The 22199-nt window shown below is 53.4% G+C and carries 24 protein-coding genes and 1 tRNA gene; 13 read left to right on the top strand and 12 right to left on the bottom strand.

The window, feature by feature from the left end; translation table 11 throughout:
* Positions 1-79 precede the first annotated feature (79 nt).
* Entirely contained in the window at positions 80-538 is a 459-nt protein-coding gene (locus C173_RS12200) for a hypothetical protein (protein WP_051477998.1), read from the bottom strand.
* A gap of 180 nt (positions 539-718) precedes the next feature.
* Between C173_RS12200 and C173_RS12195 the strand changes: the two genes are divergently transcribed.
* Both C173_RS12195 and C173_RS12190 read left to right on the top strand, forming a co-directional pair.
* A tRNA-Leu gene (locus C173_RS12195) sits at positions 719-802 on the top strand.
* Positions 803-974: 172 nt separating this feature from the next.
* A complete protein-coding gene (locus C173_RS12190) occupies positions 975-1310 on the top strand; it encodes a MazG-like protein (RefSeq protein ID WP_036725161.1) in 336 nt (111 codons plus the stop codon).
* Here C173_RS12190 and C173_RS12185 read toward each other — a convergent pair.
* A complete protein-coding gene (locus tag C173_RS12185; protein WP_036725074.1) occupies positions 1289-1771 on the bottom strand; it encodes a TetR/AcrR family transcriptional regulator in 483 nt (160 codons plus the stop codon). The genes C173_RS12190 and C173_RS12185 overlap by 22 nt on opposite strands.
* A 145-nt stretch (positions 1772-1916) precedes the next feature.
* Here C173_RS12185 and C173_RS12180 point away from each other — a divergent pair, with 145 nt between their 5' ends.
* From C173_RS12180 to C173_RS12150, 7 genes are all read left to right on the top strand, one after another.
* A complete protein-coding gene (locus C173_RS12180; RefSeq protein WP_036725159.1) occupies positions 1917-2807 on the top strand; it encodes a ketopantoate reductase family protein in 891 nt (296 codons plus the stop codon).
* Between the two features lie 94 nt (positions 2808-2901).
* The gene (locus tag C173_RS12175; protein ID WP_235191872.1) at positions 2902-3528 is read left to right on the top strand and encodes a hypothetical protein; all 627 of its coding nucleotides are present in this window, start codon (positions 2902-2904) and stop codon (positions 3526-3528) included.
* A gap of 39 nt (positions 3529-3567) precedes the next feature.
* Positions 3568-3975, top strand: coding sequence for a hypothetical protein (locus C173_RS12170; RefSeq protein ID WP_036725072.1), 408 nt, complete (start codon positions 3568-3570; stop codon positions 3973-3975).
* A 206-nt stretch (positions 3976-4181) separates the two neighbouring features.
* Positions 4182-5528: a citrate transporter gene (locus C173_RS12165; RefSeq protein WP_081751134.1), complete on the top strand. Its 1347-nt coding sequence runs from the start codon at positions 4182-4184 to the stop codon at positions 5526-5528.
* A gap of 256 nt (positions 5529-5784) precedes the next feature.
* On the top strand, positions 5785-7917 hold the full coding sequence (locus tag C173_RS12160) for a hydantoinase/oxoprolinase family protein (RefSeq protein ID WP_036725071.1): 2133 nt from the start codon (positions 5785-5787) through the stop codon (positions 7915-7917).
* A gap of 35 nt (positions 7918-7952) precedes the next feature.
* Positions 7953-8636, top strand: coding sequence for a hypothetical protein (locus tag C173_RS12155; RefSeq protein WP_036725068.1), 684 nt, complete (start codon positions 7953-7955; stop codon positions 8634-8636).
* A gap of 17 nt (positions 8637-8653) precedes the next feature.
* Positions 8654-9313: a GntR family transcriptional regulator gene (locus tag C173_RS12150; protein WP_036725153.1), complete on the top strand. Its 660-nt coding sequence runs from the start codon at positions 8654-8656 to the stop codon at positions 9311-9313.
* A 128-nt stretch (positions 9314-9441) separates the two neighbouring features.
* Here C173_RS12150 and C173_RS12145 read toward each other — a convergent pair whose 3' ends face one another.
* The 4 genes from C173_RS12145 to C173_RS12130 form a co-directional block, all read right to left on the bottom strand.
* The gene (locus C173_RS12145) at positions 9442-10590 is read right to left on the bottom strand and encodes a DUF2812 domain-containing protein (RefSeq protein WP_036725067.1); all 1149 of its coding nucleotides are present in this window, start codon (positions 10588-10590) and stop codon (positions 9442-9444) included.
* Positions 10587-10880, bottom strand: coding sequence for a PadR family transcriptional regulator (locus C173_RS12140; RefSeq protein ID WP_235191871.1), 294 nt, complete (start codon positions 10878-10880; stop codon positions 10587-10589). Before C173_RS12140 ends, C173_RS12145 begins: the two co-directional genes overlap by 4 nt.
* Before the next feature lie 179 nt (positions 10881-11059).
* Positions 11060-11746: a DUF7002 family protein gene (locus C173_RS12135; protein WP_036725063.1), complete on the bottom strand. Its 687-nt coding sequence runs from the start codon at positions 11744-11746 to the stop codon at positions 11060-11062.
* Entirely contained in the window at positions 11743-12621 is an 879-nt protein-coding gene (locus tag C173_RS12130; RefSeq protein ID WP_051477997.1) for a YihY/virulence factor BrkB family protein, read from the bottom strand. Before C173_RS12130 ends, C173_RS12135 begins: the two co-directional genes overlap by 4 nt.
* A 234-nt stretch (positions 12622-12855) precedes the next feature.
* On the opposite strand from C173_RS12130, the gene C173_RS12125 reads away from it, so the two are divergent.
* Entirely contained in the window at positions 12856-13800 is a 945-nt protein-coding gene (locus C173_RS12125; RefSeq protein WP_051477996.1) for a hypothetical protein, read from the top strand.
* A 106-nt stretch (positions 13801-13906) separates the two neighbouring features.
* Here C173_RS12125 and C173_RS12120 read toward each other — a convergent pair whose 3' ends face one another.
* The gene (locus C173_RS12120; protein ID WP_036725059.1) at positions 13907-14767 is read right to left on the bottom strand and encodes an SDR family NAD(P)-dependent oxidoreductase; all 861 of its coding nucleotides are present in this window, start codon (positions 14765-14767) and stop codon (positions 13907-13909) included.
* A 153-nt stretch (positions 14768-14920) separates the two neighbouring features.
* On the opposite strand from C173_RS12120, the gene C173_RS12115 reads away from it, so the two are divergent.
* Both C173_RS12115 and C173_RS12110 read left to right on the top strand, forming a co-directional pair.
* Complete coding sequence (locus C173_RS12115; protein ID WP_036725058.1) at positions 14921-15373, top strand: MerR family transcriptional regulator; 453 nt, start codon at positions 14921-14923, stop codon at positions 15371-15373.
* A gap of 209 nt (positions 15374-15582) precedes the next feature.
* Positions 15583-16494 (top strand): divergent polysaccharide deacetylase family protein, encoded by a 912-nt coding sequence (locus C173_RS12110; protein ID WP_036725055.1) that lies wholly within the window; start codon positions 15583-15585, stop codon positions 16492-16494.
* On the opposite strand, the gene C173_RS12105 is transcribed toward C173_RS12110, so the two are convergent.
* A complete protein-coding gene (locus tag C173_RS12105; RefSeq protein WP_051477995.1) occupies positions 16481-17284 on the bottom strand; it encodes an N-acetylmuramoyl-L-alanine amidase family protein in 804 nt (267 codons plus the stop codon). The genes C173_RS12110 and C173_RS12105 overlap by 14 nt on opposite strands.
* A 207-nt stretch (positions 17285-17491) precedes the next feature.
* On the opposite strand from C173_RS12105, the gene C173_RS12100 reads away from it, so the two are divergent.
* Entirely contained in the window at positions 17492-17686 is a 195-nt protein-coding gene (locus C173_RS12100; RefSeq protein WP_036725054.1) for a YqzE family protein, read from the top strand.
* Between the two features lie 184 nt (positions 17687-17870).
* Here C173_RS12100 and C173_RS12095 read toward each other — a convergent pair whose 3' ends face one another.
* The 4 genes from C173_RS12095 to C173_RS34970 all read right to left on the bottom strand — a co-directional run bounded on the left by C173_RS12095 (position 17871) and on the right by C173_RS34970 (position 22156).
* Complete coding sequence (locus tag C173_RS12095; RefSeq protein ID WP_051477994.1) at positions 17871-18947, bottom strand: hypothetical protein; 1077 nt, start codon at positions 18945-18947, stop codon at positions 17871-17873.
* Positions 18948-19098: 151 nt separating this feature from the next.
* Positions 19099-20166 carry a YqhG family protein gene (locus tag C173_RS12090; RefSeq protein WP_036725052.1) on the bottom strand — a complete coding sequence of 356 codons (1068 nt, stop codon included), beginning with the start codon at positions 20164-20166 and terminating at the stop codon, positions 19099-19101.
* Positions 20166-21911: a DEAD/DEAH box helicase gene (locus C173_RS12085; protein WP_036725050.1), complete on the bottom strand. Its 1746-nt coding sequence runs from the start codon at positions 21909-21911 to the stop codon at positions 20166-20168. Before C173_RS12085 ends, C173_RS12090 begins: the two co-directional genes overlap by 1 nt.
* Positions 21908-22156 (bottom strand): hypothetical protein, encoded by a 249-nt coding sequence (locus C173_RS34970; protein ID WP_235191870.1) that lies wholly within the window; start codon positions 22154-22156, stop codon positions 21908-21910. Before C173_RS34970 ends, C173_RS12085 begins: the two co-directional genes overlap by 4 nt.
* Between the last annotated feature and the right edge of the window lie 43 nt (positions 22157-22199).

Raw genomic sequence — 22199 nt, 5'->3', positions numbered from 1 at the left:
GTTAAAGCACTATCCAAAAATAGAAGAACCTCGTCCCTAACAGGGCGAGGTTCTTCGTGTTAACAGTACCGCCGTGGGCTTAGATGGACATCGCCAACTGTTCGACTTGTTCTTCCCGGGGAAGGACGGAGGCAAGCTCGGCACCCAGTCCGAGGTAGGCACGCATACGCTGCATCATTTCATTACGGAAGCCGGGCCATAGAATATGGATCTCGCCAACATAGCCCCGGCAGTTATACTCGGCGGTAACTCCGCGCTGATCCTGGCGCACAGTGCTGATCTTGAGCTGGCTCACGGTAAGCTCGCGGGTAACCTCCTGCAGCATCAGGGATGTCTTCTTGGTAGCGCTGGATACCAGCTCCATGTAGAGCTGGGGAGTCTTGAACAGACCGCTCTTGCCGATGGCACGGCAGTCCCGTTCAAATACTTTATGAATAAACGTTAGCAGCAGATAGCTTCTGACCAGGGACAATTCATCTTTGGTTATATTCTCAGGGATGGTTGGTGTAGTTAGGGGGTGTCTCTTGGTAATCGCCATTATAAATCACCTCATTTATAGTATGCGAACCTTTGTTCTCATTATACACCGATTCCGCAAATAAAAGCAATATTTTACTTGCAATTTATGGATAGCAATTTACAATAAAATAAACTTGACTCCAGAATTCAGGCATGGTAAGATCTATCTTGTGACTGCGAAAGCAAGTCAACTGAATATGCGGTCATGGCGGAATTGGCAGACGCGCTGGCTTCAGGTGCCAGTGGTAGCAATATCGTGGAGGTTCGAGTCCTCTTGACCGCATCATAGGTAACATCAACACAGGTTCTTGTGTCACTTATTTAAGTGATATAAGAACCTGTTTTTGCGTTCAGCAATTCATTTATTTCATTTTAATATGACAGAATGTAGTCATGTTAGGCATGCTATTGTTTTCTAGTCATTTGAAAAGGAGGGACTTGATCAAGTGGAAGAAATGAAGAAGAGCCTGAGCTTCAATGAGATTGTTGAGCGTTCCCTCGTTATAAGAGAATGCTATCACAGACTGGAGCAGCAGCATCACGGGACACAGTGGAGTGTGGAAGAGGATGCGCTTGCTTTTTTAACAGATGCCGGGTTAGTGGGCCGGTTGACGATGTCTGAGCAGAAGCGTTGGCCCAAAGGCGGCGACACCCGGTCTGAGCTGGAACATAAGCTTAGCGAGTGTATCTGGTGGCTAATTATTCTGGCGGAGCGGATGGAGGTTGATATCAGTGAATCCATGGAGGTCTTCCTGTCCTCATTCGACGATCAGAATCCTTCATCAGTATAAGCCGATACCCCTCTTGAATATAAATTCTCCGCTAACTTGATGAATTCTTCTGGGGGTAGATCCTTATCTCTTTGGAGCCAAAGACGAAATAAAGAAAGGGTCGTCGTCAGATAGAACTTAATGAAGTACGGCGTTAAGGCATGGTTTTGCGGAAGGTTCAGGTATTGCTCCATGGGGATGTCTTTTTTGTCCAGACAAGAGAGCGCATCCTGAACCGAATTTATAGACAGCTCTTTATCGGCAAGTTCTGTTTTGATGTCAAGGAGCAAGTTACTTTCAACAGCGTCCAGCAATTCGTAAATGTCAGTAAAATATTGATAAAAGGTACTGCGGTTATACCCTGACCGGTTGGAGACTTCCTGAATGGAAATTTTCTCAACCGGCTTTTGGCTGTATAGCTCACAAAAAACTTCTATAAACCTTTGTCTTGTTTTCTCTGTGATTTGAGGTTGTTTTTTCATGTGTCCCTCCTGCTGGTGTATAAGATATCATCCGACAGATATTAAAAAATTGATGATTGATCAAGGAATCCTAAAGCTTTATGATCACATCATACAACATGTTGTTGGATGATCATACGGAAATATGAATCGGCGGGGTGGTAAGATGTCAGCAAAGCAAGAAAGAATTTTAATTTTCGGTGCAGGTGTGATCGGAAGCATCTATGCAATGAAGCTTATGGAAGCCGGGTTTGACGTTAGCCTGTTTGCACGTTCGGACAGATTCAGATCTTTACAAGAAAAAGGTCTGCAATACCATGACAAAGGTACAGTCAGATCGATTCCGGTGAAGGTTATAGATACACTCGAAAATGATGATGTATACGATTATATTTTCGTTACCGTCCGTTATGACCGGGCCGAATCCGCGTTGTTAGCACTAAAGGATAATCAAAGCCCGAATATTGTTACGATGACCAATAGTTCGATTGGATTTTCTTTGTGGCGGGGGATTGTGGGGGATAGACTTTTACCTGCTTTTCCCGGCTTCGGCGGACAGATTAAAGATGGGGTCCTGTACGCCCGGTTCATGCCCAAGTTTCTAGTGGCCACCTCATTTGGCGAAGTGAACGGCGCAGTGACGCAGCGCGTCTTAAAGCTCGCACAAGTATTTCAAGCCGCCAAGCTTCCTTACGTTATCAAAAAGGATATGCAGGCGTTTCTAATCACCCATTCCGTATCCGACATTGCTCTGCTGGGCAGTTTGTACGGCGGAAACGCAGACCCGGCCCGAACCCGAAAGACGGCACGTCAAATAACAGTTACTCTCAAGGCGTACCTCAGGAAAATAAAACAAGCGGGTGTTGCCGTTGATCCGCCACTTTTCACAATAGTCCCAAAGCTCCCAAGCTTCATACTGGATGTTCTCTTCATTGCTTGGCTACGCACGAACATGGTTAGGGATATGATGCTGCCGGATTATGCGAATGCTGCGAACCAGGAGGTTATGCAGCTGGAGAAGGATCTAACGAAATTTTTATCTATGCAGAACGGCTGATGAATCGATTGTTCCGGTATTGTAACCTGTCTGTTTATTCTTTGCTTCCAGCGGATGGTAAGGTTGAAGGACTGAAGCAGGCGGGAGGCTTACCATGATCACAAGATTAGGGATGATACTGAAAATATCCATATTGGCGGTCTGCCTGGCTGGATGCAGTCAGGCGGCAGAACCGGCAGGCGCACAACATGTTCCGGTCACTCCAGCACCACCATCAGAACATGCTAAGCAAGAGGAGAATCTGATTCCGCTCAATACCTCCGAACCTTTTATCGGGCGAATGGAGCTGGATCAGGCGACGGAGGAATTCATCTATGGAACCTGGAAGGTGGACAAGCTGCTGGGATTCGCGAATTCCTATAATGACGCATCTGAATATCCGACAGGGCAGGACATTATTGGAGATGAGATTGTGATTCATCAGGATTACTTCTCCTCCAAGGGACTAGAGGGCTATGAAGCGTACCAATACGAGTTAACCAATCCCCGCTACAGCATAACCCAGAGACATTATAACAGGGATTCCTTTTACAGAGTGAACAAACTGGATCTGCCCATTATCGGAATCAACGATGAAATGACAGTCATTGACATAGCGGAAGCTTCGCCGGGGCTGGGTATACCGCTAGGGTTCCTGGATGTGAATCATAGCAAACTGATCCTGTGGATCGAAGCTGCCACGTTTGAGTTGATAAGAGTGGACGAATCGGGTAATAAGTAGTCTAAGTACTGGAGTTTATAATGACAGGAGTGAGCGCATATGAGCTGGGATGTATTTATCATGAAAGAGAAGTATGATTTTGAAGCGCCGGAGGAGGAGCAGCCCCCAGTGCCTCCCCTGGGACAACGTGATGAAATCATTGAGAAGCTGACCCGTCGTATACCGAATCTGGATTACCGGGATAAGGCTTGGGGCTTCCTTGAGGGCGAGGGGTATTCGATCGAGTTCAACACAGGCGAAGAGGAGCTCGTGAATTCCATCATGCTGCATGTCCGGGGCGGGGGAACGGTGATGGAGACGATCCGTCTGGTCTGTGAGACACTGGAGGCTTATGCGCTGGATACATCAGATTCCGGTTATATCGACTTTGAGCAGCCTGAGCAAGCGGAGCAATCCTGGGAGCAATTTCAGAAGTATCGTGACCAAGTGATTAACCAGGATAACTGAAGAATATAGACATGAACAGAGGCGCAGGATGGATTACATCTGCAGCCTCTGTTTTGTTTTGAAGTGTTTGGAAATAACATGCAGAAGGGTATTGACGCCTAATGAAGTAGCATGTTAATATTTTCACGTGACAAACTAACATGTCAGTATACATAAATAGCATGTTAGCATGTTAACTTATTTATCCTACTTCAGGAGGTTATTTTGTGGATGTGGCTAATGTTGTAATCGGTTTCATTATGGTCTTATCGTTTTTTGGATTGGTGTGGTATTGCGTCAAGGGGTATAACCTTATGGTCGGCTTCTTCGTCATGTCAGTGCTGTGGACCTCGATTGCCCTGATTGGAAATAGCATTCATCCTACCTCCGTAATGGAGGGCAAGACGTTCATTGACGTCCTGACGAACGTGTTCCAGACGGGGCCTGAGAATTACGGGAAGGCGATACTGGTTAATATTTTCTTCGGCGCCTTCTTCGGAAGAGTCCTGATCGACACCGGGATTGCCGCTACTCTGATTCGTAAGGTTGTAGAGCTTGGAGGAGACAAACCAAGAATCACTATGTCTCTGCTATGTATCGTTACCGCTGTAATCTTCACATCCATGACCGGTATCGGACCGGTAATCTCCATTGCCGTCATCGTGCTGCCGATCATGCTGTCGCTAGGAATTCCTTCCCCGATTGCCTTGTTCTCCTTCATGGGCTCAATCATGGCGGGGATCTTCGGGAACATCGTGAACTTTAAGCAATATCAGGCGATATTTGCAACAGCCAATGAAAGCTATGCCAGCTATGACTATAATACATATTTCAAATTCGGCATGATCGCTATGGCTGTATCGCTGATTGTAGTACTGGTAGTATCCAACCTGATGATGAACCGGAAGCTCTCCCGGGCCTGGGCGGCAACACCGGATAGCGGAGCTACTGTAGATGCACCTGCTATCTCCTGGATCTCGATCATTCTGCCGGTAGTGGGTGTGGTGGTACTCAAGGTTCCGATCATTTTTGGATTTATCTTCGCCGCCCTGTTCGCCCTGCTAACCTGTGGTAAGCTGAAGGGCGGTTTTGCAAGCGTTTGCAGAATGCTGTCGAAGCAGTTCGCGGACGGAGCTATTGATGTAGCGCCGATGATCGGCTTCCTGCTTACGCTGTCGATGTTCAACAATGCGGCCACGTATGCTTCCCCTTATTTCAAAACCCTGCTGGACGGCGCAATGCCCCAGACCGCGCTGCTCTTGTGTATTGTCTTCGCCATTCTGACACCGCTCGGCTTCTTCCGCGGCCCGATGAACCTTGTCGGTTCGGGTTCGGCCATTCTGGCCGTTGTTGTAGCAACCGCCGTCTGGCCGGTGCAATTTCTCTATCCGCTGTTCGCCATTACTACAGTAGCACCGCAGCATTTGGACGTTACACAGTCCTGGGTGGCCTGGGGATTCGGCTATACGAAGGTTCCGGCCAAGGAATACATGAAGATGTCGATTCCTACGGGCTGGATCATCGGAATTATTCTCTGCACGATCGTATTCTTCATGTACGGCAATTTGGTGTAGCGTGTAGCACTGCTTAGCATTAATCAATAAGTAGTACTCAAGTCAATAACGAGAAGCTATAAGGAACGAAGGGGAAATTTGGAACTGTAGGAGCGGTAGCGTCCGCCTTTGTCTGCGGATTTCCACCGCGAACAGCGGTACAAATCAAAAAATTTGCAGACAACAGCGGCCGGAAGTCCAAATGTTCACCACAGTGACGGTTAGGCTTCAAATTTCACTTGGGTCTACTATTAATGAAGAGAAACGGAGAAATCATATGAGTACAATGGTTAGAATGGGTATCGATGTGGGGGGAACCCATACCAAGGCAGTTGCGATTGACAACGCGACACATGAGATTATCGGCAAATCGTCCGTGAAGACGACGCATGACCATGCCACAGGCGTAGCCGCAGGTGTGGTGAAATGCTTCCAGAATTGCCTGGAGGAGAACAATATCCGTCCGGAGGATGTAGTGTTCGTGGCCCACAGTACCACGCAGGCAACGAATGCGCTGATCGAGGGCGATATTGCACAGGTGGGCATTATTGGCCTGGCGAAGGGCGGTCTGGAGGGCTGGCTCGCCAAGCGTCAGACCCGGCTTCAGAATATCGACCTGGGCAACGGCAAGGAGATCAAGATCTACAATAGCTTCCTTAATGTTAAAAAAATGTCCGAAGCCTCTGTGCTGACGGTCATCGATGAACTCAAGCAGCAGGGGGCACAGGTGATTGTGCCTTCGATGGCTTTTGGCGTAGATAACGGGCGGCCCGAGGAACTCGTCTATATAGAAGCGGAGAAAAAAGGCATGCCGACCACCATGGCTTCCGACATCACAAAATTGTACGGGTTGACCCGCAGAACGCGGACGGCGGCGATTAATGCAAGCATTCTGCCGAAGATGCTGGATACCGCCAATTCCACAGAGAAGTCTGTGCGGGAGGCCGGGGTCCATGTTCCGCTGATGATTATGAGAGGCGACGGCGGCGTCATGGAGATCAGTGAGATGAAGAAACGGCCTGTGCTGACGATGCTGTCGGGACCGGCGGCCTCGGTCATGGGCTCACTGATGTATCTGAGAGCGTCGAACGGGGTGTACTTCGAGGTCGGCGGCACGACTACCAATATCGGTGTGATCAAAAACGGCCGCCCGGCCATCGACTATTCCATCGTCGGCGGTCATCCGACCTATGTCAATTCCCTGGATGTACGGGTGCTCGGCGTGGCCGGCGGGTCCATGATCCGGGCGAACAAGAGCGGAGTGGTCGATGTCGGACCCAGATCGGCGCATATCGGCGGTCTGGATTATTCGGTATTCACCGATCCGGATAAGATCAAGGGAGCGCAGGTCGAATTCTTTTCTCCGAAGCCGGGTGATCCTGCTGATTATGTGGCCATCCGGCTGGAGAACGGGGAGCGGGTGACGATCACGAACTCCTGCGCGGCGAATGTGCTGGGACTGGTGAAGCCGGAGCACTTCTCCTACGGGAATGTGGAAGCGGCCAGAAGGGCGATACAGGCACTGGCGGATTACTGCGGAACGACGGTAGAGGATATCGCCAAGCAGATTATGGAGAAGGCCTATGCCAAGATCGAGCCGATCATTCTGGCGCTGGCTGAGAAATACAAGCTGGAGAAGGATCAGATCTCCCTCGTCGGCGTGGGCGGCGGAGCGGCTTCGCTGATCGTCTATTTTTCGGAGAAAATGGGTCTGAAATACAGCATCCCCGAGAATGCCGAGGTTATCTCTTCGATCGGAGTTGCCTTGTCGATGGTCCGCGATGTGGTGGAACGGATTATTCCGTCCCCGTCCAAGGAAGTGATTGCCGCCCTGAAGATGGAAGCCTTGAACAAGGCCATCCAGAGCGGAGCGACCCCGGAGAGCATCGAAATTCATATCGATATAGATCCGCAGACCTCCAAGGTGACAGCGATCGCTACCGGTTCTACCGAGGTGAAGACGACCGAGCTGCTGAAGGAATGTGATGAGGCGGAGCTGCGGGAGCTGGCTGCCCAGGATATGCGCATCCCTGTAGAGCGGACGGAGCTGCTGCAGAAGACTAGATATGTTAGTATTTTCGGCGAGAAAATGGATAAAGCCGGTGAAGCCGGCGCGGTTCGCATCCTGGACACCAAGGGCTTCATCAAGGTGCAGAGAGGCCGGGCCATGGCGCTGAAGACAACAGCCGGGGACTATCTCAGCGCGGTTAAGCAACTGTGGGAGGCAATGGCCGTCTACCAGACTGAGCTGATTGCAAGACCTGACTTCTACCTGTGTATCGGCGCAAGGGTGATGGACTTTACCGCCTCAGACTTCGAGCAGCTGGAGCTGCTGATGGACATTGAGATATCCACGTTCGAGCCGGACACGGAGGTTATTGTCGTGGCGGCCAATATCAAGCAGAGCTAAGAGCCGCGCGGAAGAGCGTGTAGACAGGAGGACGTATGCAAGTACAGACGAAGCTGGGAGAGCTGTTGAATCCATTGCTGGAGGTTGACGATGAGGCTTGGGGAATGTATGCCTTCAGGAGAGACATCCTGAACCGGCGTATTCCGCCGGAGACGAAGCGGGAAATGCTGAAGCGGGCCAGAGCCTGCGGCACCGAATATGCACAGCGGATGATGCTTGAATATGGGACCTGTGATGTCCGGGTGCTTGCTGAACGTATGAACCTGAAGCTGGAATTCAAGGATGCGCTCATGACCGGCAAACGTGTGCTGTTCGCCTCCTATACCCCTCCGGACCGGATCGAAATCATGGAAGAACCCTTACGCAGAGCGGCGGAGCAGATGCGGGAGGCGGGGCCTGGTCTAGTTGAACTTTTTCCGCAAGCTGGTATAATGAATACTATCCTTGGCCACGAAATTTATCATTTTGTAGAAGACCGGTTTGCACAGGAAATATACACCCGGACCGAGCGCATTCTGCTGTGGAAGCTGCTGGGCCTGAAGAATTATTCTACAATACGCACCTTAAGTGAAGTTGGAGCCATGGCTTTTACACAGGAGCTGAACAGACTGCGATACTCGCCGTTTATTCTGGATGTTCTGTTGTATTACAGCTACGATTCAGCCAGTGCGGAGACAATAACCCGTGATGTACTAGGAGTGAGTTCAGGGAAGGTGTAGGGAAGCCGTTGAAGATTATGAATAACAGTAATTCACTGAATGATGTAACTTACAATAGAATAAAAGAAGACATCATGAATATGACGCTCGAGCCAGGAATGGATGTCAGTGTGCAGAAGCTGTCTGAACGCTATGGCGTCAGCCGCACACCAGTGCGGGAAGCAGTGGTCCGTCTTCAACAGTCAGGACTGGTGGAAATATATCCTCAGCGCAAAACGGTAGTCTCCAAGATCGATCTGCAACGGGTCCGTGAGGAGTGGTTCATCCGCACCTCGCTTGAATCTGCGGTGATCGATGAGTTCATCCGTAAGTGCAGCGAGCTGGTAGCAGATACGATGCAGGAACTGATTAATAAGCAGAAGAAATATATGGACAAGAAATACTTCAGAGAATTCTATATTAAGGACAACCGGTTCCATCAGCTGATCTTCCAGACGGCCGGGGAAGAATTGTCCTGGTTCACCATTGAAGAGGTAGCGTCCCATTATAACCGTATCCGTCTGCTCTACGGGAAGATGGAGGGGGTGCAGCCGTCCGATATCGATAAGCATGTGAAGATGGTAGCGGCTACCCGCAAGCGGGATGTGGAAGGGATGCGCAAGGTCGTGATGGAGCATTCCAATACGCTGCTGGACCGGGTCCAGAGCATGTCGGGGCAATACCCGCAATTCTTCTGATCATACAAATGACAAGCTTAAAGGCGTATACTGAAGTCTTCTCCGCATGGAGCAGAACTTCCGGTATACGCCTTTTGTTGCGAAAGCACTAAGCTGTCTCTACTTGTGCAGGGCCTTTGCAACAATAGCTATTGCAGCTTGAGCCGCCGGTAATATAGCCAGGTTCGGCCCGCGAACGAGCCGAAGAGCAGAATGGAAAGGAACATAATTGAAGTGTTCCACGCCTGGGAAGCGGTAAATTCATCCCTCAGGATGCTATCTATGAAGGCCGACACATTCAGGCTGTAGAGCAGGATCATGGGCAGGAACAGCAGGGTATAGCTGATGGCGATTTTACGTGCGTGCTTCAGGCGGTGTAACGGATCGGTGTAGAGCTCCGGGTATTCGGCATGCTCCGGGTTCTCCCGGCTCCACAGGGTCCATTTCTGCAGAGAGAAGGGAGAACTGTAGAGTCTGGTCCAGCCTGCCTCCTGATGCAGCTCGAAATACCCTTCACCCGCAACGACCTGATAGTCAGCGTGATATTTCATACGGCGCGGACGGCCCTTGCTGAAATGGAACAACGTTCCTCCGAAGCCTACTTTATAGAGATTCCAGCCGTCCAGCTCCTTGTCCTCCAGCCATTGCTCCAGCCGATCAGGGGCATACATCCAGCCTAACTTCATCCGCGCCATCGTAGTGCCGGCAGGCTTATGTGGTTTGGAAGGCTGCTTCAGGTCCGTGTACCCTTGAAGAAGTTCCCTGTTGGCTGCCCGGAGCTTGATAAGCGAATAAATGGCAAGTACCAGCAGGAGTACTGCCAAGGCAGCGGCCGTCCAGGTTGCCGCCCACATTGGGCTAGGCTGAATGCGGATAGGAGTATCGTTGGAGTAGGTTAAGCCTAGAGCAAGCAGGGGAATCAGTGCAATGAGCAGCAGATACACTAGAATTCCCGTGAAAACATAGGAGATGATGCGGTTCCGCCGCAGGATATCCTTGCGGGAAGGATAGACCTTAATCTGTCCCGACGGCTGAGTGTTCTCGAAGAGGCACCACTTTCCTTGCTGGAGCCGCTTGCCCCATCCCTCAGCGGCGAGGGAGGAAGCGATCGGGGAGCGGGAGTACGGCCCGTAAGCAATCTGATACGTCAAGCGGATAGGCTCACCCTTCCTGAAGGTAAAGCGCCTCAGCAGCAAGTTCCACTCCTCGATTAGCCATCCCTTGCCGGCCATATCGGCCAACCAGGCTTCTGTCCCCGGCAGATCGTAGCTCCAAAAGGGCCGAAATACAGTTCTCATTGAAATTCCTCCTCACTGGTGACGGCGTTGCGGTGAAGTTCCTTTAATCTGCCGATTTCTGCGCGCATGACTTCCTTCCCCAGCTCAGACACCTCGTACACCGTCTTTCTCTCTTCATCGGCAAATACGGTAATTAGCCCATCCTTATTCATCTTGGTCAAGGTTCCATACACCGTACCGGAGCCCAGCCGTAGCCGTCCTTCCGACAGATCATCCACATGCTTGATGATTCCGTATCCGTGGCGCGGCTTGGTTAAGGACAACAGAATATAGAAGGCCGTTTCGGTCATAGGGACGTACTTTTTTAGAACTTTTTGTGCTGCGGACATCGCGTTCACCTGTTTCGTCAATTCGTTGTGCCAAGTCATGGCTATAAAAGAATATGTCATGCTGTGACTATGTTACAACATGACTATATCACGGTACGACATATAAATCAACTTTAGGTGAGCAAGATGAGGTAGCAGAGTTACATTGGCGAAAGAAGCAGGGGCCGGCACAATGGCTGCCAGAGCTCAGGTACAAGCTGGGGCTGGGAACAGTAGACTGTCTGTAGATACTGGCTGAGTGGGGCCAGCTTGTCCTGGGCCAGCACCTCCTTGATCTCGGACGGCTTGACGGGAATATCCCGCCCGGATGCGGACATGAACTCTGCAAGGGGCAACAGCATCCTGCAGCTTTTGCGGTACGCCATCCGGTGCGGGAACCTGGGGGAGCTGCCGGAATCGTATTTGGATAATCTGATGCGGGTGTAGTGATCAGCCAGGACTCTGCGGGCATCAAGCTTTAGCACAGCGAAGACCTCGCCCGGCTCTCTGCGCGAATACATTGCAGCCATTGCGAGGCAATCGCGCCAGGTCGGCCACAGGAACACATGGCGGTCCAGGCAGCGGCGGAATTCCTCCGCCGTTGTGCCTGGGTCCATGGCTTCGGGGGTAATGCGCAGATGGGCATTCAGAATCGCGGCTTGCCCGGCGTAGCTTACCCGGTGCGCGACAGCCCGCCGCTCTCCGGCTGCATGGGCGGGACTCAGCACGGCAGAGGAATAGATGGTGTCAAAGGCAGCCATGGCGGGCAGATTCACTGCCCGGGTGAAATGATAGAAGGAGGTGCGGAGAGGGCTTTTGGTAATGGCGTCAATCAGTGAGGGGTTCATGGGAGCTTTTGTCCTTTGAAGGAGCTGAAGGGCTTACTCTTCACCTTGCGGTTCAGCAGGACCGCATTGATCTCGCCTCCGGCCAGGATGATAAAAGAGCTGATATATAGCCAGAGCAGGAGCACCGTTACGCCGCCTAGGCTGCCGTAGGTTTTGGAGAAGTCGCTGAACTGGTTAACATAGACAGAGAACAGGATGGAGGTTGTAATCCAGCCGATGGTGGTGAACAGTGCGCCGGGCATGACCTCCCGTAAGGCCAGTCTGCGGCTGGGCGCGATCCAGTACAGCAGGGTGAAGACGATGAACATCACGAGCAGCGGAATCGCGTATTGGAGCAGATCCCAGAGCTTTTGGAATCCATAGGGAAGATCAACCAGCAGGAAGACCTGCGTCTTGAGCCAGCTGCCAAGGACCAATAGCAGAATGCTGAGCAGTACGACGAACCCGATCGTCAAGGTAGCGAGCAGGGCGATCCCCCGGATTTTCCAGAACGCTCTGCTCTCGTCAATCTCGTAGGCACGGTTCAGCCCCTTGATGATGGCATTGATTCCTTTGGAGGCGGCCCACAGGGTAGCCAGCATCCCGAAGGACAACAGCGTCTGGCTGCGTCCGGCGGACACATCCTGCAGAATCTCTTCTATAATAGAGATGGCTTCGTCGGGCATGATCTGCTCCAGCTGCTGTATATTTTTCTCCAGGGAGATATTCGCATACCCGATCAGGGTCATGATGAAGATCAGAAAAGGAAACAAAGACAGGATTAAATAATAGGTCAGCTGCGCAGCGATGCCCTGGACATCATCGTCGTTGATTTTCACCCATAGCTGCTTGATGAACTTGAAAGTGCCTCTTGTACTGCCGGAAGTGCTGTTCATAAGACCCTCCTTCATGAATTCCCGGATAGACTGACGTGGTAGCCAAATCGTTCCATATATATGTATACCCGTTATAATATCCTTTAGTCCGCCGGGGTAGTTTTTATTGTAACATACCGGGATTAGTTGGATCTGAGGCAGGGGAAATTCAAGCAGGAAATTCCCTTGTATTATACTGGAAAACTCTTAGAATAGTAGGAAAGATAACAATATAAGAATATAAGGAGAGTGTATATGAAGCTGCTGCTGGAGGAGTATGAGGGAATCAGGCGCTGGATGTACCGCAATGCCCGTCCGCTGGACCTGGCACGATGGAGATTTCACTTTGAGGGCGGCGGGGCTGCGCCGGTACTGGAAGCGCTGTCCGCCTATCAGAATGAGGATGGGGGCTTCGGCCATGCCCTGGAAGCGGACGCGTGGAATCCGAATTCCACGCCCATCCAGACCGCTACGGCGGTAGAGAGGCTGCTGGAGCTGGAATTTGCAGATAACGGGCATCCGCTGGTGCAGGGAATTCTGAAATACCTGGACAGCGGTGTGGATATGGATGGCCGCACATGGAAGAATGTCGTAGCTTCCAATAACGATTATCCTCATGCCCCCTGGTGGCATACAAGCTCGGACAGTACTTCCCACAGTATGTATAACCCGACAGCTATTCTAGCCGGATTCATTCTGAAGGCTGCTCCCAAGGATAGCGGGCTGTATGCCAACGGACTAGGGATTGCCCGTGAGCTGACGGAGCTTTTCCTGCATGACCCTGCGATTGAGATGCATCCGTTGAAATGCGTGGACACCCTGCTGGAATGTATCGCTTGGGCAGAATTGCAGGAGGAGTTCCCTTACGCTGCACTAAGAGAAGCGCTCAAGGTGCAGAGTGTGCAGTTAATCAGCCGGGATGCGGGTGGATGGAACGGGTATAGCTGCAGGCCGTCTGTGTTCATCCATTCGCCGCATAGCCCTGAATATGCAGAGCTTGGCGGGCTGCAGCATCAGGAGCTGGATTATCTGCTGGAGACCCGGAACTCCGAAGGAATCTGGGACCTGACCTGGGGCTGGGCGGGGTATGAACGGGAATTTGCCGTCAGTGAGAACTGGTGGAAGGCGCATATTGTCATTGAGAACCAGCGGCTGTTGCAGGCTTTCGGGCGGATGGCGGAGCTGCCACAGGAACAATAGTTTACAGTTACAAAATAATGCAACGCATGTAAGCCACAGCTCTCCGGATGGAGGGCTGTGGCTTAATTTCGCACCGGATGCTTGCAATGGCAGCAGACAGTATCTGTTATAGTGCGCTGTTCGTCTGAACGAATTCCCGCTGATATATGGCCTGCACGTTCTTCAAAATGGTGCTGCCGTGCTCAGAGAATTTGAGCGGCGTGACCTGGTTCTTGTGCAGGAACACCCCAGACCTGCCGCTGTGTTCGCCAAGGGCCGCCTGATACAGTAAGCCTGCGCCGTGGGCTGGAGCCGGGAAAAACATGCGCGTAATCGGCCGCAGCCAGAAGGGGATGCCTGATTTTTTGCCGCTGCGAAGGGTGTTGTTGCCTCCGGGATCCGCGCTGCGGATAAGGATGCCTTCGGCTGCAAGCTCAGAGGCCACCGCCTCCGTCCACAAGGACATGGCCCGCTTGGTGTCGGCATAAGGGCCAGTCAGCATCTGAAATTTCGCCGGGCGCTCCAGCGAAGCCGGGTCGAAGCTGCGCTTCATCATAAAAGCGTTAGAGGACGTATTCACGACCGTGCGGAGCGTGCCTTTCAGCAAGAGCGGCTTCAGCTCCATCGTAAGGATATACGGAACCACCGTCTGCAGCTCATAATGCAGCTCACGCCCTTGCTTAGACAAGAGTAACTCGGGGAAGCTGCCGCCGGCATTATTGAACAGGATGTCAATATGTGATTCGTGGCGGTTAATGTCCTGCAGGGCACTTCGCAATTGGCCAAAATCGCTTAAATCTGCCTTATAGATTCGTAGCTGCCTGCTGCCGAGCGCCTTATGGATGAGTGGGTCATCTTCAGCAAAAGCTGAGCGGATCAGCGAAATAACCTCCCAGCCTTCGTTCAGAAGTCTATGGGTCAGGGCCAGCCCGATGCCGTGATTGGCTCCGGTAATCAGCGCGGTGCGCGGGGGATGTGATCGTCTCATATTGGTTACTCCTCTACATGGAAAGTGGTGAATGGTGCTCATTGTATAACTTGGAGCCAAGTCCAAGTCAAGCGATAAAATGTGTCATTGACTTGGAGCCAGCTCATATAATAGAACGAAGGCACCATTAGACCAGTGAAACGGAGTGATTCTATGAGTCTGGCGGAAGCAGATCTCCAGCAGGGATATTCGATTAAGGAAACGGCGGAGCGGACGGGTATGTCTGAGGATACGATACGCTATTACGAGAAGATAGGACTATTGCCCCGGGCGAAGCGTAAGGGGAACAGCCACCGCATTTATAGCGATGCGGATCTGGAGATGATGCAGATGATCTCCTGTCTCAAAAAAACAGGCATGTCACTCGACGATATGCGGCCCTATCTGAACCTGTCACTTGACACGGACTTGTCCGGCTATCCCGAGCTCCACGTGATGATTCTGAATCACCGGCAGAAGATTATCGAGCAGATCGCTTCGCTGCAGCAGATTGTAGACTTCATTGATGTCAAAATAGAGCAGGGAAATCTGGGCCCGCAGACCTGCGAGCTGACCGGAGACCGTAAGCAGATGCCAAGAGGACGTAAAGCCAAAGCTAAAGCGTGAGGGTTAATGCGAAGCAGGAGGGGATTCAGGTGCTGAAGGCTATGCTTGATGCTGACAGACGGGGAGCTAGAGGAATCGCATAGCTGACAGGCCGCCCGTGCCGTATCCGCATCCCATTGTTAATAATTGCGTAAGCGCTCCGTACATATTTACCCTTCGTGAGCCAAACAATGAGTACAATTGTTCAATCACGAAGGAGGTGTTCCAGTATGAATACAAGCAACCACAGAATAAAGCGTGTCCTTCTATATCCCTTGGCTGCAGCTGTGATTATGTCAGCGGCGCTAATCCCGTCAGCCCCGCTTGCCGTGTCTGCTGCACAGGCAGACACGGCACTTTCAGCACCCGCACCTGCGGATAGCAGAGGGAGCAGCGTATCGGGCAACCGGACAGCTGGGAATCAGCAGCAGCAGGCGCTCAGCCGTGTGGCGGTCATTATCGATGATTTCGGCAACAGCATGCGCGGGACAGAGGAAATGTTCAAGCTGCCCGTCAAAATCACCGTCGCAGTCATGCCGTTCCTGCGCTCCAGTGAGCAGGATGCCCGGCGCGCCCATGAGCTGGGCTTCGATGTGCTGGTTCATCTGCCGATGGAGCCGCGCCAGGGCAAGCCGGAATGGCTGGGACCGGGGGCCGTGCTGACCAGCATGAATGACGCCGAGGTCCGCCAGCGGGTGGAGGCAGCGCTCGATAATGTCCCTTATGCGATTGGAATCAACAATCACATGGGCTCCAAGGTGACAGGTGATGAACGGGTCATGGGTATTGTGCTGGAGGTCTGCAAGGAGCGCGGTCTATTCTTCGTAGACAGCCATACCAACTACCGTTCAGTCGCGGGACGGATAGCCCGGGAGCTGGGAATGCCGCCGGTGGAGAATCATATTTTCCTGGATGATGTACATTCGGCAAGTCATGTGGCGAAGCAGATGAAGCTGGTGCAGGAGCGGGCCTTGAGCCAAAAGTTCTGCGTTACCATCGGTCATGTCGGCATCCAGGGCAAAGAGACCGCCGCGGGTATCCGCAGCGGCATTGCCGAAATGAAGGACAAGGTGCAATTCGTCGGCATCTCCGATCTGGTCCGTGAGGAATGGAAGTGGAATTCCCGGCTTACACTTCCATAAGGTAGGCAGCGATCCCGTTCGCAATGGCTTCGGCGATCTCTTCCTGGCCCTTCGGTGTACAGAGCTTCTCCCGGTCAGCCGGACTGCTGACAAATCCCGCCTCAACGATCACCGTTGTGGCGGTTATTTTGTTGAGCAGGTAAAAGGGCTTGCCTCGGATAGGATCATTCTTCATCCCGTAGAGCTGGTTGAGCTGATCCTGAATGGTCCGGGCCAGCAGGAAGCTTCGCCCTTCCTGGCGGTACAGGACGAGCGGACCATGCTTGGACGGGGATTTCGCCCAGTTAATGTGGATGCTGACCACGACATTGGCCGGAAGCGTCTCTGCCAGTTCCTTGCGCTGGGCCAGATCGCGTAAATGCCGGGATCTGTTCCTCAGCCACAGATTCTCATCGCTGGGCGCATAATCGCCAGTCCGGTTCAGAATCGTATCGAAGCCATCTGCACGCAGCAGGAGAAAGAGGCGGCGTGAGATGGCAAGGGTGATGTCCTTTTCCAGAATGCTGCCGTAGGAGGTTCCGCCGTCAATCCCCCCATGCCCGGCATCAATCAGAATGATCCGCTGGTCATGGCCGAGCATATGCTGGCGCTGTCCGGGCTGCTCTGCCTGCGGATTAGTGCGGGGGGTAGCCGCGTGAATCACTGCGGTGTCTCCTGCCGTTAGCATGAGCAGAACGCTTGCTGCGGCTATGATCCGCTTAAGCCGCCGCCCGGATCTCAGCACAGGCTGCTCTTTTGAATGATGGGAATGTGTAGCCGTATGGGGCTTTAATGCTTCTGACTGTCTCAAGTGAATAACCTCCCTGCCGGAATAATCAACAGCTACTTGTACTTAATGACGGTTTATACAGGTGTAGTCTTGTTAGATTGTGCCTTAACGGCCTAACCTATACGAAGCTTCGGATTCCGGTTTAGAGATCGGAGGATTGGAGCACACTATAGGCATAAGGTCAAGGGGCGGGAACCCGCCCCGGCACTCACCTGGGAGGTGTATGAGATGGCATCCGGCGGAGATGATCTGGTGAAGTATATTACGGAGAAGGTAGTCGTCTACATTGAGAATCCGCGCGCTGTTCATGCCAGACGGAAGGCAGAGAAGCAGCCGTGGGCGGAAAAATGGTTCGGCACGCTGCCGCTCGCCTGGTCCGTGTGGCGCAGTAAATGGAGCCGGGGCGGGGAGAGTAAGGAGTAGGAGTAGCACTTCAGCGGAAATCGGTCGCTGTGTGAGCATGAGGTGCATAAATGCACCTGAATTCGGAGAAAGCGGACGCTGAGTAGAATTTAGGTGTATAAGCAAACAGCCTTCCCAAGTGGCGTCGTGCAGGCGGCACCCGGGAAGGCTGTTTCAATATCGAGCAGGAACTGCCAGTGCCAGTCTACCGGCTTGAACCGGGTAGAGCAGCGGAGCCCAGCGTGGCTCCCCCGGGCAGCGGCACCGGCAGCTTATGGAAGGTTCCGGCCTTCTGAAGGGCGTTAAGCGGGAGATAACGGATGCCACCGGGACCGGCAGCGGCATAGACTACGGCAGCTTCTGTGCTGCTTTGGTCCCGGGAAGCACCGGGCTTCAGCCAGCTCTGGCTGCCTGTAATCATGAATGGCGCGCCGAGCGTGTCGTTGTGCCCCGGGGACTGGAAGGCGAGACTGCCCCGCTCCTGAAGCAGAGCACTTAGGCTTGCTCCGTTCAACGTCTTCAGCCCGGGTGCGGTCAGCCACAGCAGATCGGCATACGGGTCATCCTCTCCGCCGCTCCGCAGAGCGGGCTGAGGAGCGCGCGCCTGGCCGGGGCCGGAGGAGAGCATGGCTGAGGCTTCCGGCGCAGCATTAAGAATATGCTCAGCCTGGCTCTGACTCCAGGGCAGCGTCTCCAGAACGGTAGCATTCAGATACAACGTTCTGTTCTCTGTAGTGATTTTCCAGACAGGCAGCATTGGAGCATAGAGTGCCGTAACCCCGATGGCACCTGAAGAATTAGAGGGTATCAGTCCTTGCTGCGCCAGATACTGGCGCAGTTCAGTCATACTATAAGGGAGACCATCGGTTCCGGCTCCGTATTCGCTAAGCAGATAGCCGCCCTGATCCGCAGCCGAGATAATGAGATAGCCGATCCGCTGGCCGCTGCTCATCACATTGACCAGCCAGCTCCGCGTTCCCGGACCAAGAGGGTAGACCTCCGTGCCGGCATCCTTCCATTCCTTAAAAGGAGCATCCGCCGAGAGCTGGCTAATCGTCTGCCGGGTGAAGGCCTGCAGCGTTTCCGGCGCTGGAATCGGCTTCATCTCCAGTCCCGGAAGAACTTCCTGCGTGACGGCCTGCATCACGGTCGTTCGGCTGGCTTGTGACGCTAGCGCCTGGGGAGAGGAGGCGCTAGCAGCCAGCAGAGTCAGTCCAAGAATCAGACAGAGGAGCATGCGGCCACGCCGCCGGGAGCCCTTCCGTCTTGCAGTGATATTCATAGGTTCAGTCACCTTTCCTGTTTAGAGGGAATTTACGCTTCTTACAGTTCATTGTAGGGGACAAGCCCTGAAAAGGCTGTTGCTTGCTGTCGCGGCAGGCGGCGGGAGTTTCGCTGTTTTTTTGCCTGCTTTTAGCGGACCAGGTCGCATTCTATGTGCTGCGCAGATGAAACAATCCGTACGTTACGGCAGAAACTGCAATCTGCGGCTCATACTGCCACGAGGTCTCCTGGCGGCGGCGGTTGTACTGCTCCAGGATGGCGAGGCGCTTCTCTTCTTCCGGTTCTTTCAGCAGCTCTGCGTAGTAGATGTCCACGATGCTAAGCTCCAGCTCCAATCGTTCGCGCGCTTCTTCCGCCCAGGTGTAATCCAGCAGCGCCAGCTTCGAGGTCAGATATCCCTCCAGCCGGTCGGCCCCGTCCGTAATCCCCAGCTCGAACGGCTGGACATGAATGTTCTCCGGCAGCCGGGGCGTCAGCTCCTTGCCGGCCAGCCGGGCCTCGAAGTCCGGGACGATCAGCCCGGAGGTTAACGACACCGCGATGAAATGCAGCTCCTCCCGCTTCAGGTCACAGGTCATCTCGACCTTGTAGCAGACCGCCAGCCATGGCTCGTAGGCGGCCGAGAACAGCGTGGTCCGCTGCCTGAGGCCAGGGTCCTCGAACAGCTGGAGGCACCGGCCTTCGTCCCGTGCCGCCGACCAGATCTGCCGCAGGCGCTTGCTGCCGTAGGTCACATCCTCGCGGCGGATCATGCCCGGTCCGAGGCGCGGCAGCGCCGGAACGATGCCGAAGTACCGCGCGAGGATGCTGTCCTCCGGCGCAGCAGATACCCCGGGCGGCAGCGCAGCTCCCGGCGCCTGCGCTGCGCCGAGCGGCTCCGCAGCAGCTTCGGCATCCGCCGCCCCGGCCAGACCCGGCGGCGCTCCCGCCCCTGCCGGGCGGCTGGCCCCGCCGCGCGGGCGGGCCGCAGGCGCAGCAGCCTGCGCGGCCAGTTCATCGTACTTCTGCGGGTCGAAGACGAAGCTGAAGGACAAGGTCTCGGGATCTACGCCGGTGCGCTCCACGAAGCCCCAATAATAAGGGCGGTCCGTCAGCATCCGGTCCGCGCGGGGGGAGAGCTTCACCGTCACATGCAGCGGCGAGGATTCCAATATGGTGCATTCAGTCGCTTCCAGATAATCCATGACCTGCTTGCGCACTTCTGTAGGCGTCAGCATCACTTAGGCACCCCGCTATCATCCAGCTTGGCGTGGGTCAATTCACTGAGCGAATCGCCGATTGTATCCAGCCCGCTGCGCAGCTCCTCGTCGCTGCCCGCTTCAAGAACGATTTTGTACAGGCTTTTCTCAAGCGAGCCCTTCTGCTCAAAGCGCTCCAGAATGACATCCAGCCCGCCGATGACCATTTCGAACATGTTGATTTTCTCATGCAGCAGGTGGAGGATATGCTCTTCAATTGTCCCTTCGGTGGAGAGGTTATAGATGACCACATCATTCTCCTGACCCAGCCGGTGGACCCGGCCGATCCGCTGCTCGACCCGCATCGGGTTCCATGGCAGATCGAAATTGATCATATGGTGACAGAACTGCAGGTTAATCCCTTCGCCGCCGGCTTCGGTGGCAATCATCACCTGGGCGCGTCCGCGGAAGAGGTCCATCATCCAGTCCTTTTTGCCGCGGTTCATTCCGCCCGAGTACGTCACACATTGCAGTCCATGGTCACGGAAATACTGAAGCAGATACTCCTGCGTGGCCCGGTACTCCGTGAAGACGATTACCTTCTCGTTCATTTCACGGATTAACTCCATCGTCTTCTCCGCCTTCGTATTCGTCTTGACCGTACGGATCGTTTGGAGCAAGCCCATCATCCGCTCGCGCTTCGGCGAATCGGCCGGCAGCTTCTTGATAAGATTCACCAGCGTTACGAACACCGCATCCCGGCTGCTGCACACCTCACGTTGAAGCGTGACCAGGGAGAGCATACTGCTGAGATTGCCGCCTGCCTCCTGATACTGTTCTTTGACAAAAGCGGTCACGCCGTCATACAGCGCCTTCTCCTCAGCGGAGAGGGTAAGGGGGATATTGCGCACCTTGCGCTTGGTGAAATTCACCGGGCCTTCGCCCCGGCGGTTGCGGATCATGACCTTGGACAGCTCGCCCCGAAGCTGGACCTCGTTCTTGGGCTGGCGCTTATCCACTACGAAATTGGTAGCAAAATCACCCTGATTCCCCAGCTGGCCCGGCTTCAGCAGCGTGATCAGATTGAACAGCTCGCCGAGATCATTCTGCACGGGGGTGGCGGTGAGCAGCAGACAGTACTTTTTGCGGAGCTGCTGGACGAACAGATAATTCGTCGATTTCTTATTCTTCAGCTTATGGGCTTCGTCGATAATCAGCATGTCGTACTCCTGGCTCAGCAGCATTTCCTTATGCGGATCACGCTTGGCCGTATCCATCGAGGCGACGACAATGTCATTGCCCCAGGAATAGGCTTTCTTTTGCGCTACGGCAGAGATTCCGAACTTCGTATTCAGCTCCCGCACCCATTGCAGGACAAGCGAGGCCGGCACCAGAATCAGAACCTTGCCCACCAGCCCGCGCACCAGATACTCCTTCAGCACCAGCCCGGCTTCGATTGTCTTGCCAAGTCCGACTTCATCGGCCAGAATCGCCCGTCCCGACATCTCGAACAGCACCTTGTGCGCCGTATCCAGCTGATGGGGAAGCGGAGACAGCCCGGACAGATGCTTCATACACTGCAGCTCATCGAAGCTGGTAACCAGGCCCGACTGCTCTCCCTGCACAGCAAGGCGGGATAACCGCCAGTCGCCCCACGGCCCCCCTTTATCCAGTCTCGATTCCAGATCATGCAGCCAGTTACGCTCAAAAGATAGAGGAACAGGCAGCAGCGGCGCAGAAGTTACCTTCTCTTGGGGCAGGGAATTGCGGAATAATTGCGTCATGTTGCAGCCTCCTCCGTCGCAGTTTCATATCGAAATGCGTAGCAGTAGTATGCTCGTTTCAGAGAGATTTCATAACCAGAGGGGCATGGAATTGACAGAGGAACGCTGTAATCCGCCTTGAAAGCTTTCAGTTCCAGTGCCTGCAAAAAAGCGAGAAAGAGGGAGGAAATGAGCCTTTCTTTTCCTGTTTTTCCGTTATTCCTGCCTGGGGCTGCTTTTTCAAAAAAGACCTCTATCCACAACATGTGGTATAGTTTAAAAGTTAACGCACACCATATATTGTTACAA

The sequence above is a fragment of the Paenibacillus sp. FSL R7-277 genome, from assembly GCF_000517965.1.
GTDB lineage: Bacteria > Bacillota > Bacilli > Paenibacillales > Paenibacillaceae > Paenibacillus_AQ > Paenibacillus_AQ silagei.
The sequence above is the reverse complement of the archived record's forward strand: the minus strand, read 5'-3'. Positions and strand labels throughout refer to the sequence as shown.

Excerpts from the sequence above, each read along its gene's own strand:
- C173_RS12200 (WP_051477998.1), bottom strand. The coding sequence starts at position 538 with ATGGCGATTACCAAGAGACACCCCCTAACTACACCAACCATCCCTGAG.
- C173_RS12190 (WP_036725161.1), top strand. The coding sequence starts at position 975 with ATGAAGAAGAGCCTGAGCTTCAATGAGATTGTTGAGCGTTCCCTCGTT.
- C173_RS12185 (WP_036725074.1), bottom strand. The coding sequence starts at position 1,771 with ATGAAAAAACAACCTCAAATCACAGAGAAAACAAGACAAAGGTTTATA.
- C173_RS12180 (WP_036725159.1), top strand. The coding sequence starts at position 1,917 with ATGTCAGCAAAGCAAGAAAGAATTTTAATTTTCGGTGCAGGTGTGATC.
- C173_RS12175 (WP_235191872.1), top strand. The coding sequence starts at position 2,902 with ATGATCACAAGATTAGGGATGATACTGAAAATATCCATATTGGCGGTC.
- C173_RS12170 (WP_036725072.1), top strand. The coding sequence starts at position 3,568 with ATGAGCTGGGATGTATTTATCATGAAAGAGAAGTATGATTTTGAAGCG.
- C173_RS12160 (WP_036725071.1), top strand. The coding sequence starts at position 5,785 with ATGAGTACAATGGTTAGAATGGGTATCGATGTGGGGGGAACCCATACC.
- C173_RS12155 (WP_036725068.1), top strand. The coding sequence starts at position 7,953 with ATGCAAGTACAGACGAAGCTGGGAGAGCTGTTGAATCCATTGCTGGAG.
- C173_RS12150 (WP_036725153.1), top strand. The coding sequence starts at position 8,654 with ATGAATAACAGTAATTCACTGAATGATGTAACTTACAATAGAATAAAA.
- C173_RS12145 (WP_036725067.1), bottom strand. The coding sequence starts at position 10,590 with ATGAGAACTGTATTTCGGCCCTTTTGGAGCTACGATCTGCCGGGGACA.
- C173_RS12140 (WP_235191871.1), bottom strand. The coding sequence starts at position 10,880 with ATGACCGAAACGGCCTTCTATATTCTGTTGTCCTTAACCAAGCCGCGC.
- C173_RS12135 (WP_036725063.1), bottom strand. The coding sequence starts at position 11,746 with ATGAACCCCTCACTGATTGACGCCATTACCAAAAGCCCTCTCCGCACC.
- C173_RS12130 (WP_051477997.1), bottom strand. The coding sequence starts at position 12,621 with ATGAACAGCACTTCCGGCAGTACAAGAGGCACTTTCAAGTTCATCAAG.
- C173_RS12125 (WP_051477996.1), top strand. The coding sequence starts at position 12,856 with ATGAAGCTGCTGCTGGAGGAGTATGAGGGAATCAGGCGCTGGATGTAC.
- C173_RS12120 (WP_036725059.1), bottom strand. The coding sequence starts at position 14,767 with ATGAGACGATCACATCCCCCGCGCACCGCGCTGATTACCGGAGCCAAT.
- C173_RS12115 (WP_036725058.1), top strand. The coding sequence starts at position 14,921 with ATGAGTCTGGCGGAAGCAGATCTCCAGCAGGGATATTCGATTAAGGAA.
- C173_RS12110 (WP_036725055.1), top strand. The coding sequence starts at position 15,583 with ATGAATACAAGCAACCACAGAATAAAGCGTGTCCTTCTATATCCCTTG.
- C173_RS12100 (WP_036725054.1), top strand. The coding sequence starts at position 17,492 with ATGGCATCCGGCGGAGATGATCTGGTGAAGTATATTACGGAGAAGGTA.
- C173_RS12095 (WP_051477994.1), bottom strand. The coding sequence starts at position 18,947 with ATGAATATCACTGCAAGACGGAAGGGCTCCCGGCGGCGTGGCCGCATG.
- C173_RS12090 (WP_036725052.1), bottom strand. The coding sequence starts at position 20,166 with ATGCTGACGCCTACAGAAGTGCGCAAGCAGGTCATGGATTATCTGGAA.
- C173_RS12085 (WP_036725050.1), bottom strand. The coding sequence starts at position 21,911 with ATGACGCAATTATTCCGCAATTCCCTGCCCCAAGAGAAGGTAACTTCT.
- C173_RS34970 (WP_235191870.1), bottom strand. The coding sequence starts at position 22,156 with ATGTTGTGGATAGAGGTCTTTTTTGAAAAAGCAGCCCCAGGCAGGAAT.